At 45.4% G+C, this 14,561-nt stretch carries 13 protein-coding genes, 1 tRNA gene and 1 other annotated feature; all 14 genes read right to left on the reverse strand.

Annotated elements, in window-relative coordinates; genetic code table 11:
- Positions 1–72 precede the first annotated feature (72 nt).
- Positions 73–561, reverse strand: coding sequence for a dihydrofolate reductase (locus KGMB01110_RS01940; protein ID WP_119297391.1), 489 nt, complete (start codon positions 559–561; stop codon positions 73–75).
- Positions 562–679: 118 nt separating this feature from the next.
- Positions 680–1,528, reverse strand: coding sequence for a thymidylate synthase (thyA, locus tag KGMB01110_RS01945; RefSeq protein WP_117889295.1), 849 nt, complete (start codon positions 1,526–1,528; stop codon positions 680–682).
- Between the two features lie 112 nt (positions 1,529–1,640).
- On the reverse strand, positions 1,641–2,075 hold the full coding sequence (locus tag KGMB01110_RS01950) for a MarR family winged helix-turn-helix transcriptional regulator (protein ID WP_117601912.1): 435 nt from the start codon (positions 2,073–2,075) through the stop codon (positions 1,641–1,643).
- Between the two features lie 33 nt (positions 2,076–2,108).
- Positions 2,109–3,386: a homoserine dehydrogenase gene (locus KGMB01110_RS01955; RefSeq protein ID WP_117889296.1), complete on the reverse strand. Its 1,278-nt coding sequence runs from the start codon at positions 3,384–3,386 to the stop codon at positions 2,109–2,111.
- Positions 3,387–3,564: 178 nt separating this feature from the next.
- Positions 3,565–3,637 (reverse strand) — tRNA-Gly (locus KGMB01110_RS01960).
- A gap of 112 nt (positions 3,638–3,749) precedes the next feature.
- Positions 3,750–4,523 (reverse strand): ABC transporter ATP-binding protein, encoded by a 774-nt coding sequence (locus tag KGMB01110_RS01965; protein ID WP_117601910.1) that lies wholly within the window; start codon positions 4,521–4,523, stop codon positions 3,750–3,752.
- Positions 4,516–5,397: an ABC transporter permease gene (locus KGMB01110_RS01970; protein ID WP_117601909.1), complete on the reverse strand. Its 882-nt coding sequence runs from the start codon at positions 5,395–5,397 to the stop codon at positions 4,516–4,518. Before KGMB01110_RS01970 ends, KGMB01110_RS01965 begins: the two co-directional genes overlap by 8 nt.
- A gap of 37 nt (positions 5,398–5,434) precedes the next feature.
- The gene (locus tag KGMB01110_RS01975) at positions 5,435–6,451 is read right to left on the reverse strand and encodes an ABC transporter substrate-binding protein (RefSeq protein WP_117601908.1); all 1,017 of its coding nucleotides are present in this window, start codon (positions 6,449–6,451) and stop codon (positions 5,435–5,437) included.
- A 133-nt stretch (positions 6,452–6,584) separates the two neighbouring features.
- Positions 6,585–6,837, reverse strand: a binding site (T-box leader).
- A 33-nt stretch (positions 6,838–6,870) separates the two neighbouring features.
- On the reverse strand, positions 6,871–7,263 hold the full coding sequence (locus KGMB01110_RS01985) for a hypothetical protein (RefSeq protein WP_117601907.1): 393 nt from the start codon (positions 7,261–7,263) through the stop codon (positions 6,871–6,873).
- Positions 7,264–7,395: 132 nt separating this feature from the next.
- Complete coding sequence (locus KGMB01110_RS01990) at positions 7,396–8,916, reverse strand: Y-family DNA polymerase (protein ID WP_119297392.1); 1,521 nt, start codon at positions 8,914–8,916, stop codon at positions 7,396–7,398.
- Positions 8,917–9,314: 398 nt separating this feature from the next.
- Positions 9,315–11,108 carry an aspartate--tRNA ligase gene (aspS, locus tag KGMB01110_RS01995; protein ID WP_117601905.1) on the reverse strand — a complete coding sequence of 598 codons (1,794 nt, stop codon included), beginning with the start codon at positions 11,106–11,108 and terminating at the stop codon, positions 9,315–9,317.
- 129 nt (positions 11,109–11,237) lie between these two features.
- Entirely contained in the window at positions 11,238–12,488 is a 1,251-nt protein-coding gene (hisS, locus tag KGMB01110_RS02000) for a histidine--tRNA ligase (protein WP_117601904.1), read from the reverse strand.
- Positions 12,479–13,900 (reverse strand): coproporphyrinogen dehydrogenase HemZ, encoded by a 1,422-nt coding sequence (gene hemZ / locus KGMB01110_RS02005; protein WP_119297393.1) that lies wholly within the window; start codon positions 13,898–13,900, stop codon positions 12,479–12,481. Before hemZ ends, hisS begins: the two co-directional genes overlap by 10 nt.
- A 30-nt stretch (positions 13,901–13,930) precedes the next feature.
- Positions 13,931–14,560, reverse strand: coding sequence for an MBL fold metallo-hydrolase (locus KGMB01110_RS02010; RefSeq protein ID WP_119297394.1), 630 nt, complete (start codon positions 14,558–14,560; stop codon positions 13,931–13,933).
- Position 14,561: the final 1 nt, after the last annotated feature.

Here is a 14,561-nt window from a genome sequence, read left to right on the forward strand (position 1 = left end):
TAACCCTAATTATACTGGGTGATATTTTCTTTGTCAATACGGAGATTTTAATCATTCTCCCCGAAAATCCAATTATTCTCTTTCATAACGTGCAAATACATATTCCAGATCAAAGCAGGTATTCTCTTCACTTTCTTCTTTCAGAACCCAGGACGGATCCGCATCCAAATTCGGGAAATGTGCATCTGCCTGATAAGAATGATCGATCTTCGTAATAAATGCCTCATCACACAGCGGCTCCAGCATCCGGTAAATACTCTCTCCTCCGATCACAAAAATCTCATCGGTATCATATTTTTTCAGTTCTTCTTTCAGTTCTTCTTCCGAATGAACAATCACCGCATCCTTCACCTGATAATTCCGGTTGGAAGTCAGTACAATATTCCGTCGGTTCTTCAATGGCAGTCCCCCCGGAAAGCTTTCCAGAGTCTTTCTTCCCATCACCACGATATGTCCGGTCGTCTTCTGTCTGAACTGTTTCATATCAGAAGGAATACTGACCAACAATTGATTCTTATATCCGATCGCCCAGTTTTTATCCACTGCTGCAATTAATTTCATACCTGTACTCCTCTTGCAATTCTCAATTTTTATTCCACTGTTCTTAAAACTTTTCTACAATTTTTCAAGCTGTTATCTAAGGTTTTCAGTACCATCCCATGCTTTCCGAAACTCCCGGTCAGATTGCCACCGGAATATTCCGGATCTGCGGATGTGTCTCATAATCGATCAGTTTCACATCTTCCGGCGTAAATTCGTAGAAATCTTTGATCTCCGGATTCATCCAGAACTTCGGTGCCGGAAGCGGCTCTCTTTTCAGCATCTCCTCAATCAGCGGAATGTGGCGATCATAAATATGAGCATCTGCAATCACGTGCACAAATTCTCCCACCTGCATATCACATACCTGTGCCAGCATATGCACCAGAACCGCATACTGGCAAACATTCCAGTTATTTGCCGTCAAAACGTCCTGTGACCGTTGATTTAAAATCGCATTCAGCGTCAGCCTGTCGCTGTCATGTTCCTTTGTCACATTAAAGGTCATGCTGTACGCACAGGGATACAGGTTCATTTCATGGAGATCCTGATGCACATAAATATTGGTCATGATCCGGCGGCTGTAAGGATTATTCTTCAGATCATAGATTACCCGATCCACCTGATCCATCATTCCTTCTTTATATGCATGCTTCACACCCATCTGATAACCGTATGCCTTACCGATGGAACCTTCCTCATCTGCCCAACTGTCCCAGATATGGCTGTTCAGATCGTGAATATTATTGGATTTCTTCTGCCAGATCCAAAGCAGTTCGTCCACACAGTTCTTGATTCCGGTCTTTCGAAGAGTCAGCGCCGGAAATTCTTTTCTCAGATCGTACCGGTTGACTACCCCAAACTTTTTGATGGTATAGGCGGGCGTTCCGTCCTCCCAGACCGGACGTACTTTTTCTCCCTCCGTACTGGTTCCGTTGTCAATGATATCTCTGCACATCTCTATAAATACCTGATCTGCATAACTCATATATGTCCCTCCTGTTTTCATCTGTTTCTATGTTTATTTGTTATTTTTCCACCTTCTTGCCCTTCGGTCAAGAAGTATCCCTCGCACAATACGCTCGGTCATTTACAGATCTCTACGGTTCTGCAATATTATACAGCATTTTGTCCAGCGCTTTATGAACCGCTTCTATCTCCCGTTTCGACATTCCTCTCGTCAGGGAACGGTCCAACTTCTTTCTGTTCAGTTCCATTCTTCTCTGGATGTCATAGGCCTTTTCCGTCAGATAAATCTTCTTTCTTCTCCGGTCGGTATTGCTTGGTACGCACAGAATAAATCCCTTTTCATCCAATCGCTTCAAAAGCCCTGTTACTGTTGGATTTTTCAGATTCAGATGCCGCTCCACATCGATCTGATTCACTTCTTCTTTGTTGGTGTGGAACAGATAATCCAGTACTGCGCACTGAGACGCAGTGATCCCTATATTTTTCAGGCTCTTCGTCAGATCCTTTTCATAAACATTGTTGATCTGTTTGATTTTAAACCCCAGTGGATGTTTCGGAATTTCCATGCAGCTTCCCTCCCTGAAAGATCATTCTTTCCATCAATACTCGCGGATGATACTGCTGACTTCGTGAATGCTATCCATCTGCTTTAACACATCCAGCGCACTCTTCAAATGACGTTCTTTTACTTTTTCCGTTCCGATGACCAGCTCAGCCCCGGATGCCTCTACTTTCTTCTGTACGACTCTGGCAATGCTGACTTTGTGATCTCCGAATACTTTTGCAATCTGTGCCAGAACTCCCGGCTCATTTGCCACCTGCATTCTTAAGAAGAAACGATTCTTCACATCTTCAAAAGATTTGATCTTCAAATCACGATAGCAGGTACAACTGATCCGTCCGGTACAGCCATATTTCAGATTACGTGCCACATCGATCACATCACCCATCACCGCACTGGCTGTCGGAAATTCTCCAGCTCCTCTTCCGTAGAACATGGCATCATCCACAGCATCTCCGTGTACAAAAACTGCATTGAAAGAATCACGCACAGATGCCAGCGGGTGATCCACATCGATCAGCATCGGATGTACCGCAACTTCGATTCCATCCTCTGTATTATGCGCCACGCCCAGCAGTTTGATCACACTGTGAAATTCTTTTGCATAGGCTACATCCTGCGCCGTAATCTTTGTGATTCCTTCTGTATAGACATCATCAAATACCACTCTGGAGTGAAATGCGATGGATGCCATAATTGCCATCTTTCTTCCCGCATCCAGGCCTTCCACATCTGCGGTAGGATCTGCCTCCGCATATCCAAGCTCTGTAGCCTGCGCTAACGCTTCCTCAAAGCTCATATCTTCTTCAAACATCTTGGTCAGAATGTAGTTGGTCGTTCCGTTGACAATTCCGATCGCTTCCGTGATATCGTTGGCAGCCAGACACTGTTTCATCGGGCGGATGATCGGGATTCCCCCTGCAACCGCCGCCTCAAACAGCAGATCTCTTTCATTCTTCTCCGCTGTATCCAGAAGTTCTTTTCCATGTACCGCAAGCAGATCCTTATTGGCTGTGACCACATTTTTCCCGGCATTCAACGCTTCCAGGATCATGGTTCTGGCAGGCTCAATCCCTCCCATAACCTCGATCACGATCTGAATCTCCGGATCCTCTATGATCTCTTTCCAGTTATCTGTCAGAAGCGCCGAATCTACGCCCGGACGTTCTTTCTTTATATTATGAACTAAAATCTTGGAAATCTCAAGTTCTGTTCCAATCAGGTGTACCATCTCGTCAGATCTCTTCTGAACCAGCTTATACACACCGCTTCCTACTGTTCCAAGTCCCAAAAGTGCTGCTTTCATCTTTTCCATGTGTTTTCTCCCTGTAACTTCTTTCTCTTACCTTCTCGCTCTGCTCTTTTCCGGAGATTTGCCATTGCAAAACTCCAGAGCTGGTATGTAACTGCCAGTACCTGAAACAAACTCAGACTCTGGACTGTCGCTATACAAAAAAAGAAGCTTTCCATCCGCTGAAAAGCTTCTCTAAGAGAGCGACAGACGGGGTTCGAACCCGCGACCCCGACCTTGGCAAGGTCGTACTCTACCAACTGAGCCACTGTCGCATTTATATTGTTCTGTCTCGCTCAGAACAATATTGATTCTACTATAAGGTTCCTCAAATGTCAACAGTTTTTTGAAATTTGCTTAATTTTTTTAATTTCTTCAATTTTCCTGTTAGTTTCCACATTCGATACTAATTTCATTGAATCGATCCAGAATATCTTCAACCTTCAGATTTTCCTTCTCTTCTCCTTTTAGATCCATCACAATCTGGCCCTGATGCATCATCAGAAGTCGATTACCATATTCCACGGCATAGCGCAGGTTATGTGTGACCATGATGGTGGTCAGATTTTTTTCTTTTACAATTTTATCGGTCAACTCCATGATCAGTTCAGCAGTCTTCGGATCCAACGCCGCCGTATGCTCATCCAGAATCAGGAAATCAATCGGTGTCATTGTGGACATCAGAAGTGCTATCGCCTGTCTTTGTCCGCCGGATAAAGATCCGACCTGAACATCCATTTTATTTTCCAGTCCCAGACCTAACTGACTTAACATTTCCTGATAAGCTTTCTTCCGATTCTTATTCACACCGGAGCCCAGTCCGTAAAAACCACCTTTATTGTCTGCCAGAGACATATTCTCCAGAATCGTCATAGACGGGCAGGTTCCCATCGCCGGATTCTGATATACTCTCCCGATCTTCTGATTGCGCTTGTATTCTTTTTTCCCGGTGATATCTTCCCCGCTCATCAGGATCTGTCCCGCATCTACTCCAATGCTTCCGCAGAGAATGTTGAGCATAGAGGTCTTGCCGGAGCCATTGCTTCCTACGACGGATACAAATTCCCCCTGCTCCACCTTCAGATCAAACTGATGGAACAGACACATTTCATTGACCGTTCCCGGATTGTAATATTTATCGATTTTTCTTAACTCAAGCATTCTTTTTCACCTTCCTTTTCCGCTCACTTCCGATCACCAGAATCAGAAGGAACAGAACTGCCGTGATCAGCTTCATATCCTGCGGTTCAAAAAATTTCAATGCCGCTGCCACACACGCCTTATATAAAATGGAACCGATCAGTACCATTGTCGTTGCCTTCATAAAGGACAGATTTTTAAATAAGCTGGTTCCGATGATTACACTGGCAAGTCCGATTACGATAGCACCGGTACCACTTGAAATTTCGAACACTCTCTGTTCCTGACAGAAAATGCAGCCCGCCAGAGATACCAGTCCGTTTGCCAGAGCCAGTCCCAGAATCTTTACATTTCCCTGATCTTTTGCAAGGGATGTAACCAGTACATCATTGTCTCCTACCGCTCTCAACAGGAAACCGGATTTTGTCTTCAGATACAGATCCAGCAAAACTTTACAGATCACCGCAATCACAAGGACAACTGCCAGCACCTTATAGGAAGCCGAACTCCCCTGAAACAGGCCATTCATTGCCGGATTGTCAAAGATGCTTTCTTCTCCGAAAATCGGCACGTTTGCCGTTCCTGCCAGTCGCAGGTTGATCGTCCAGAGTGCCGTCATCATAATGATACCGGATAACAGATCTCTTACCTTACATTTTACATGGATCAATCCGGTACAGATTCCAGCGATCACTCCGATCAGAAAGGATGCCGGGAGGGTCAGATAAGGATTTACACCTCTCGTAATCATTGTGGCGGTCAGGGCAGCCCCCAGCGGGAAGCTGCCATCCACCGTAAGATCCGGAAAATCCAGAATCTTATATGTGATATAAACACCCAGGGCCAGGATTCCATAAATCAGTCCCTGTTCTAAAATTGTTACATAAATCCCCATAATCTATTGCCTCCGGTTCCTTCTTCTTTCTTATCTTTTATTTGGAAATGCTGTCGAAGCTTTCAACGGCATTGTCTGCCAGATCCTGCGGTACAGTGATTCCAAGATTTTCAGCAACTGCTGTATTTACATAGAATCCAGGCTCTGTAATAGTTTCAAAATTCATTTCAGAAGCTTTCTTCTCACCCTTTAAGATCTGTGCTGCCATCTTTCCTGTCTGTTTTCCAAGTGCGATGTAATCCAGTCCCTCTGCTGCTACACAACCGATCTTTACCTGCTCGATCTCACTTCCGAATACCGGAATATTCTTCTCGTTTGCTTTATCCAGAATCGTTGCCAGGGAATTTACAACGGTGTTGTCTGTCAGGTTGCTGATGCAGTCTACTTCGTCTAACAGTTCATCTGTTGCCAGTGAAATGTCTGCAGTCTGTGTCACACCTTTTTCTACGATGGTAAATCCATAATCCCCTGCCAGATCTTTATATTTTTCCAGGGCAGATACGGAATTCACTTCGCTTGTGGTATACATGATACCGATCTTTGTTGCGTCCGGAAGCATCTCACGGATCATCTCAAGCTGTGCTTTGATCGGAAGCTCATCACTGGTTCCTGTTACATTTCCAACCGGTGTTCCATCTTCGTTTGCAAGCTTTGCTGCAATCGGATCTGTCACGGCTGTGTATACAACCGGAATGTCGGAGTTCATTGCGGAATTGTAAGCTGCCTGTGCACTCGGTGTTGCAATAGCACAGATCAGATCCACCTTATCAGATACAAATCCGTCACTGATCTGTTTTGTTGTTCCCTGATCGGCTGCTGCATTTTTCACATCCACTTTCAGGTTCTTTCCTTCCTCGATTCCTTCTTCTTTCAGTCCTTCTAAAAATCCCTCCCGGCAGTTATCCAGGGATCCGTGTTCTGCAAACTGGGAAATTCCTATCGTATAGGTCTTCTCTCCGTCTGATGCGGTATCTTCACTCTTGCTGCCTCCACATGCTGCAAGACTCATTGTCATAACTACTCCCAATACAACTGCTAATACTCTCTTTTTCATAATTTTGTCTCCTTTTTCTTTTTTCATAGTTTCCGCAAAAGCAAAGGAGCCGATCTTTGAACATCAATGAATGTTACAATAGCAAGCTTAAACTTTGACTTGCCGCCAATAAAAAAACCGTCTCAAGCAAATTGCTTGAGACGGTAATAAAATCTTATTATCGCGGTACCACTCAAATTGACTAATGTCCACTTTCCTCACGTACTATCATACGCTCCTGATTGATAACGGGTTCGGTTCCCGGCAACGCCTACTCTTTCGATCGATACGTCATTTCAGGCTGCCCTCGAAAGTCCATTCAGAATTGAAATCCATACAGCAATCCCACCACCTGCTGCTCTCTGTGATTTCTCTCAAAACCTACTCTTCTTTCTCATCGGTTTTTGCTTTTGATGTGTTTGATTATATTCTTCCATTTTTCATTTGTCAAGCATTATTTCCAGAATATTTTCCGATAAAATTTCCGTTCCATCCTCAAAAGTAAGAATTCCGGGCATTTCCCGTACTTTTTTCACCCGTCCCTCTTTTTCCAGATAGGCACCGCCTTCTTTCCTCAGATCCGGTTCAAAATACCTGATCTTCACAGAAACCTTTTCATGGCATTTCAGAAAAGCCCAGACTTCATCCAGCTTTTCCCGCTCATCCTCTGCCAGTTCTTTCTTTTTCTCTGTAGCCCTAGAAGCTTCCCGTATCGCCTCTTCATGTCCGGTCAGTGCTGCAAAAGGTGCAAACTGAGCCGCCCGGTCTTCTCTGGACATGGGTGGATGTATCGGAGATTTCGGTGCTGTCATATGAATCAGTTCTTCTCTCATTTCTGTCCTCCTTTCATTTGCACTGCTCTTCCCCTCACCTTCCCTGCTGTTTGCCTGCGTCCGGTGTTCTTGGATCTGTCATCTTTGTTTTTCCTTCGCCCGATATCCTCTGATCTGTCATCTTCATTTTCCCTACGCCCGATGTCCTCCGATCTGCTGATTCCGATCCCGCATGGTGGCTCCCTCCTGATAATTGGTTCCCTTCAAAATCGCATTTTTCCCATAACGCTTCTTGATGACAAGCGTTGCCTCCTGCAGTCGTTTTTCTTTTTCACGCTGAATCTTTTCCTGCTCTTTCTGCTGTTCCAGTTCCTGATAGTCTGTAAAAAGATCCAGCTGTTCAAACTGATCCTGCTCGTCTTTTTCCAGAGCCTGCTCCGTCTGAAGACGTTCTGCGGATAAGGTAACTCTGCGAACTAGGAGTGCCGGATCCACGATCCGATCATACAGTTCCAACATCTTTTCCATCATCTCTCTTCCAGAAGACGTATATCCGTCCATGCGCACCGTTCCATGGGCATGCTTCGGAATCAGACGGCCGTAACGATCCCTCTTCACCTCTCCGCGATATCGTTTGCCGGAAGTACCCTGCAGATTCTGAATATCATATCCTACCGTCAGAACCATCCGGTCTGTCATCAGATGTTTTTCTACCAGATCCAAAGACAAGGTCTCTGTCATCTCCCGCACGACAATCCTTGCATCTTTGGCAGAATAAGGACAGGAAAGCACCTGTCCTGCGCCCATGCTTTCAGATACCGGCTGATAGGATTTAATGTCAGCCATGGTACAGGGTTCGATCCCCCATGCGTGATCGATCAGCAGTTCGGCATTGATCCCAAACAACCGATAAAGCAACTCCATATCGCAACCGGGACGAAACCGTTCCACTGAACAGGCCGCCACATCCCCCATTGTGTAGATTCCATACTGTTCCAGCTTTTTGGCATAGCCATGTCCCACCCGCCAGAAATCCGTGATCGGCTGATGATCCCAGAGTTCTCTGCGGTAAGAAATCTCATCCAGTTCTGCGATCCGCACACTGTCACGGTTGGGCGTTACATGTTTTGCCTTGATATCCATAGCGACTTTCGCCAGATAAAGATTGGCTCCGATTCCCGCTGTAGCCGTGATCCCGGTCTTCTCATACACTTCCCGGATCATCTCCGATGCCAGCTCGTTTGCACTCATCTGATACGTCCCCAGATAATCGGTCACATCCAGCATCACTTCGTCAATCGAGTAGACATGACAGTCTTCCGGCGCCACATACTTCATGTAGATCTCATAGATTCTGGTACTGTATTCCAGGTACAGCGCCATTCTCGGAACCGCCACCAGATAATCCATCTCAAGCTGCGGATTGGTTTCCAATTCACTTTTTCTGACAGAACTGCCCTGAAACCGCCGCTCCCTGCAGGCACATCTTCGCTTTCCGTTCAGATCCCTCACCTTCTGTACCACTTCAAACAGTCTGGGCCTCCCGGGAACTCCGTAACTTTTCAGTGCCGGAGATACCGCAAGACAGATTGTCTTCTCTGTCCTGCTTTTATCTGCAACCACCAGATTCACATCCAGCGGATCCAGTCCCCGCTCCACACATTCCACCGAAGCATAAAACGATTTCAAATCGATGGCCAGATAAGTTCTCATGGCGTCTCCTTTCCTCTTGCATTATCTGCTTTCTCTGTTTCGTCCCCTGTTTTTCACAGTTACTTTTACCCTTGTATTGCATGGTTTTCTTCGTTCCAATACTCTCTTCATCAGCCTTCCATTCTCTTACATTCCATTTTATCAGAACATTTGTTCGTTTTCAAGTTTATTCGAGATTACAGGACAAAAATCCACTTACATTCCGTTTTAAATTACTACAAAATACTCCTCCCGCAAAAGTTTTGCATCCGTTGCAATCTTTTGCGGAAGAAATTCTCTTTAACTCATTTCTTTCACAGAAGAATTTCGAGCAAAAAATAAGCAGACCATCCACTCGACAATCTGCTTATCCTTCGTTTTATCTTTTGCTGTTTCTATTTTTCCCGGTTTTCCATCTTTTATTTTTCTTCTTCGGCTACGGTTTCCAGTCCCAGCTCGTCCAACTGTTTCTTGTCTGCCGGAGTCGGTGCTTCAGTCATCAGACAGGATGCATCTTTTACCTTCGGGAATGCGATCACGTCGCGGATGCTGTCCTGTTTTGCCATCAGCATCACCAGACGATCCAAGCCGTAAGCCAGCCCTGCGTGTGGCGGTACTCCGTATTTGAATGCATCCAGAAGAAATCCGAACTGCTCATAAGCCTTCTCTTTGGTAAATCCAAGTACCTCGAACATCTTTTCCTGAATGTCATCCTGGAAGATTCGTACACTTCCTCCACCGATCTCGTTTCCGTTCAACACGATATCATATGCTTTTGCACGAACTTTTCCCGGTTCGCTGTCGATAAATTTCAGATCTTCTTCCATCGGCATGGTAAACGGATGATGCATTGCTACATAACGGTTCTGCTCGTCACTCCACTCTAACAACGGGAATTCTGTGATCCATACAAAACGATATTCATTCTTATCCAACAGTTCCAACTGTTTTGCCAGTTCTACACGCAGTGCGCCCAGAGAATCCCAGACCACTTTATTTTTATCAGCCGCAAAGAGCAGCAAATCTCCTGCTTCTCCACCCATTGCTTTTACCAGTGCATCCATCTGCTCCTCTGTCATGAATTTTGCAAAAGAAGATTTTACGCTTCCATCTTCCTGAAGCGCGATATAAGCCAGTCCCTTTGCGCCATAATCTTTCACAAAAGCTGTCAGCTTGTCGATTTTCTTTCTCGGCATGGAACCCTGGCCTTTGGCGTTGATACCACGAACGCTTCCGCCTTGTTCAATGGCTCCTGTAAATACGCCGAAGCCACAGTCTTTTACCACTTCAGTCACATCGGTCAGCTCCATTCCAAAACGCAGATCCGGCTTATCGGAACCAAAACGATCCATGGCTTCCTGCCAAGTCATTCTCTGGATCGGAAGCTTCACATCTACATCCAGAACTTCTTTAAACAGTTTTGCAAGATATCGTTCATTGACTTCGATCACATCATCCACATCAACGAAAGACAGCTCCATATCAATCTGTGTGAATTCCGGCTGACGATCTGCACGAAGGTCTTCATCACGGAAACATCTTGCGATCTGGATATAACGATCCATACCGGAACACATCAGAAGCTGCTTATAAAGCTGCGGTGACTGCGGAAGTCCATAGAAACTTCCCGGATGGATACGGCTTGGCACCAGATAATCTCTGGCACCTTCCGGTGTGGTCTTTCCAAGCATCGGAGTCTCAATCTCCAGGAATCCTTCTTCGGTAAAGAACTGACGGGTCAGTGTCATGACACGGCTCTTCATTCTTAAGTTTCTCTGCAGATCCGGTCTTCTCAGATCCAGATAACGGTATTTTAATCTGAGCTCCTCTTTCGTCTTGGAATTTTCCTCAATCTGGAACGGAGGCGTCTCAGACTCTGATAAAATCCGCAGTTCCGACGGAATAATCTCAATCTCGCCGGTTGCGATCTTGTCGTTGACCGCTCCGGAACGTTTTGCCACTTCTCCTACAAATGCAACTACATATTCTGAACGAAGAGAGGCTGCCTTCTCCAGAACTGCCGGATCTGTCTTTCCCTCTTCACATACGACCTGAATGATCCCGGAACGGTCTCTTACATCTACGAAGACCAGTCCGCCTTTATTACGATTTTTCTGAACCCATCCCATAATGGTGACGGTCTCTCCCACATTGGCTGCGGAGAGTTCCCCACATCTGTGGGTTCTCTTTAATCCCTGCATTGATTCTGCCATGTTCTTTCTCCTTTTCCTTCTATGTCTGTCTTTCTTTTATTTTTTCTTTTCAATTTCTGTAGCCGATCTATTCCAATTCACCCAAATTCAGATATTCTGCTGTATTGCAGCTTCCATCATGGTCATTTCTCAGTCCCGGAAACACTCCACGATATCCGTATATCCCTGCTCTGCGAGCTGCTCCTTCTGGAATTTCTTGTTCTTCTTCATATTGACGATCAGCACCTGAAGTCCGTTCTTCCGGTCTTCTTTTGCCTGAGCCAGTACCTTCAGAACCCCTTCCTGCGGCATCTTCTTCTCGATCAGATAAGCTCTCTTTTCTTTGCGACTCGGAATCTCATATCCACGCTCTAACAACAGCATAACGATTCGCTCAAATCCGATGGAAAATCCAACTGCCGGAGTATCCTGTCCGGTAAATTTACCGATCATCTTGTCATAACGTCCGCCACCGCCGACACTTCCGCCAAACTCATCCATGGAAATCTCAAAAATTGTTCCGGTATAATAGGACATTCCACGTACCAGAGTCGGATCGAACTGTACGGTAAAGTCCGCTTCTTTCACTGCATCCACGCTGGTCATGATCTGCTCCAGGCCTTCCGCTGTTTCTGCTGCCAGAAAGTCTCCCAGAGTCTCTTTCAGATAATGGATTCCCGTAATATCATTAGTCACTTCACGGAATAATCCCAGATATTTTTCGATGGATTCTTTCGGATAACCGGATTCTTCCATCTCTTTTTCTACACCATCCAGACCGATCTTGTCCATCTTATCCAGCGTAATAAAGACTGCATCGTAATCCTCTTCTGCAAATCCGCTGTACGCTGCCATGGCTTTTAAGATCTGTCTGTCGTTGATCCGGATCGTAAAACCTTTAAAGTCCAGTTTTCCAAGCAGGGTGCTGGTTGCCTGGATCAGCTCAATCTCTGCCAGATTGGAAGATTCTCCCAGAATGTCGATATCACACTGCATGAACTGACGAAACCGTCCTCTCTGCGGTCTGTCGGCTCTCCATACATTTCCCATCTGTAACGCCTTAAACGGAGACGGCAGCTCATTGGAATGGTTGGAATAATATCTGGAAAGCGGAACTGTCAGGTCATAACGAAGACCTCCGTCCACCAGATCACTTTCTTCTTTTGCCGTATCAATCTTTAATTTTTCTCCACGTTTTAAAATCTTAAAGATCAGTTTTTCATTGTCTCCCCCCTGCTTGCTGCACAGATTCTCGATATGCTCCACACAGGGAGTCTCAATGGAAGTAAATCCAAAATCACGATAGGTATCTTTGATCAGTGCAATCACATAATCGCGAACTTCCATTTCCTTCGGCATCATATCTTTCATACCGGTTACCGGTTTCTTCTTCAGCGCCATAGCCACTCTTCCTTTCTTTCGATCATCTCATCGATCCGATCTATGTATTCTAAAATATTTTTTACATTTTCCACACGCACGATTCCCACCTTTTTTCCGCCTTTTCCTTCCATCGGTTCCGGCAGTACGAGCTTGGTGGAAGCACCTGCTCCGCAGGCCACAATAGACTGCTTCTCTTCCATAATTAGTATATTGTATATTCCTGCTTTGTCAACCTTTGCATAACCTACATTTTCAAAATTTCCTGCCATATTCTTCTGTCGGTACAGATAATAGGGTACCAGATCCATCTTTCTGGCATAGGTCTCCCCCAGATCGATCATCTTTGTCATCTCCGCAGCATCGATCTGACGGATCGGATTTTGTCCGTATTTCGCCGCCCGTTTAATCGCAAGGGAATGGATCGTCAGACTATCCGGTCTCAGGGCTTCTACCCTCTTTAACGTCTCTTCCATGTCTTTTGCATCTTCTCCCGGAAGTCCTGCGATCAAATCCATATTGATATTATCAAATCCCAGACTTCTCGCCTTTAAGAAAACTTCTTCCACCGCTTCCACCGTATGTTTTCTTCCCACCAGATCCAGTGTTTTCTGTTGCATGGTCTGGGGATTGACTGAAATTCTGGTCACATGGTGACGCTGCAATACTTCTAATTTTTCTTCCGTGATACTGTCCGGTCTTCCGGCTTCCACTGTCACTTCTTTGACCGTAGAATAGTCAAAGGATGTCTCCAACTGGGTCAGCAAACGATCCAGTTGATCTGCACGCAATGTCGTCGGCGTTCCTCCGCCCACGTACACCGTATCCAGTACTTTCTCTCCGGAAACTCTCGCCACAAATGCCAGTTCTTTCAACAAAGCTTCCAGATATCGGTCTGTCTTGTCTTCCCACAATGCAATCGGTGAAGAACTAAACGAACAGTAGGCGCAGATACTCGGGCAAAACGGGATTCCCACATACAGGCTGTATCCGTTTTTATAATCCAGCTGCTCCAGCAACTGTTTTTCCCGCTTCGCAATCTCCACACTCAGCCCGGCTTTTTCTTCAGATACCAGGAACCGTTCCTCCATCCAGGTCGCAGCTTCCTGATCTTTCTTTCCCTTTTCCAGTTCTCCCATCACCAGTTTTGTCGGACGAACTCCTGTCAAAATTCCCCAGGGCAATCCCTGACCTTTGATCTTCTCTAACTGATGATACAATTCCTTTCCAACACTTGCTTTTGTCTCTGTTTTCGACTTTTCTCCGTCTTTCCGGCAAACGCAAAAAGAAGAACCACCTTCTATTTCCACAGAAACCAGTGGTTCTTGCTCTTCCTTTATTTTCTGAGTAATCTCAGCTTCCGGAAAGAAGGATTTCACAATGTGATACGCATCATATGCATACAGCGTCTCCTTGCATACAATCTCTATCATGTATCTTCTCCTTTTCCCCGTTCCATCCTTCTATAAAAACGGATTGTATTCCTTTTCATGCCCAATCGTTGTCTCGTCCATATGCCCCGGGTACACCTTCGTCTCCTCTGGCAGATCCAACAGACGGTCTTTGATGGAACGCACCAGTTGTCCTGCATTTCCCGTTGGGAAATCACTTCTTCCCACAGACTCACAGAACAACGTATCTCCACTTAAAAGTACCTGTTCTTCCGGGAAATAATAACAGCATCCGCCTACCGTATGTCCCGGTGTGTAGATCACCTGAATGGTAAATCCTGCCAGATGCAGTTCTTGTCTGTCTGTCACATAAGTTACCTGCTTTAAGGTACATCCTTCTCCATAATAAGAAGACATGTTCAGAAGCGGATCTTTCAGCATCGTCTCTTCTTTTTCATAAGCATAAACCGGAAGTTCACTTCCTCCAAATGCATTTCTGAATTTTTCCACACCCATGATATGGTCAAAATGTCCATGAGTCAGGAGAATTGCTTTCGGAAGATACCCTTTCTCTTTGATATGGTCGATCAGAGAGTCCGGACATCCGCCCAGATCTGCCGCCAGACATTCTTTCGTCTCTTCCTGTATCATCAGATAAGCATTGGTTCCGATCGAACCCACTAAAAACTGTTCTACTTTCATC

Source organism: Mediterraneibacter butyricigenes, assembly GCF_003574295.1.
Taxonomy (GTDB): domain Bacteria; phylum Bacillota; class Clostridia; order Lachnospirales; family Lachnospiraceae; genus Mediterraneibacter_A; species Mediterraneibacter_A butyricigenes.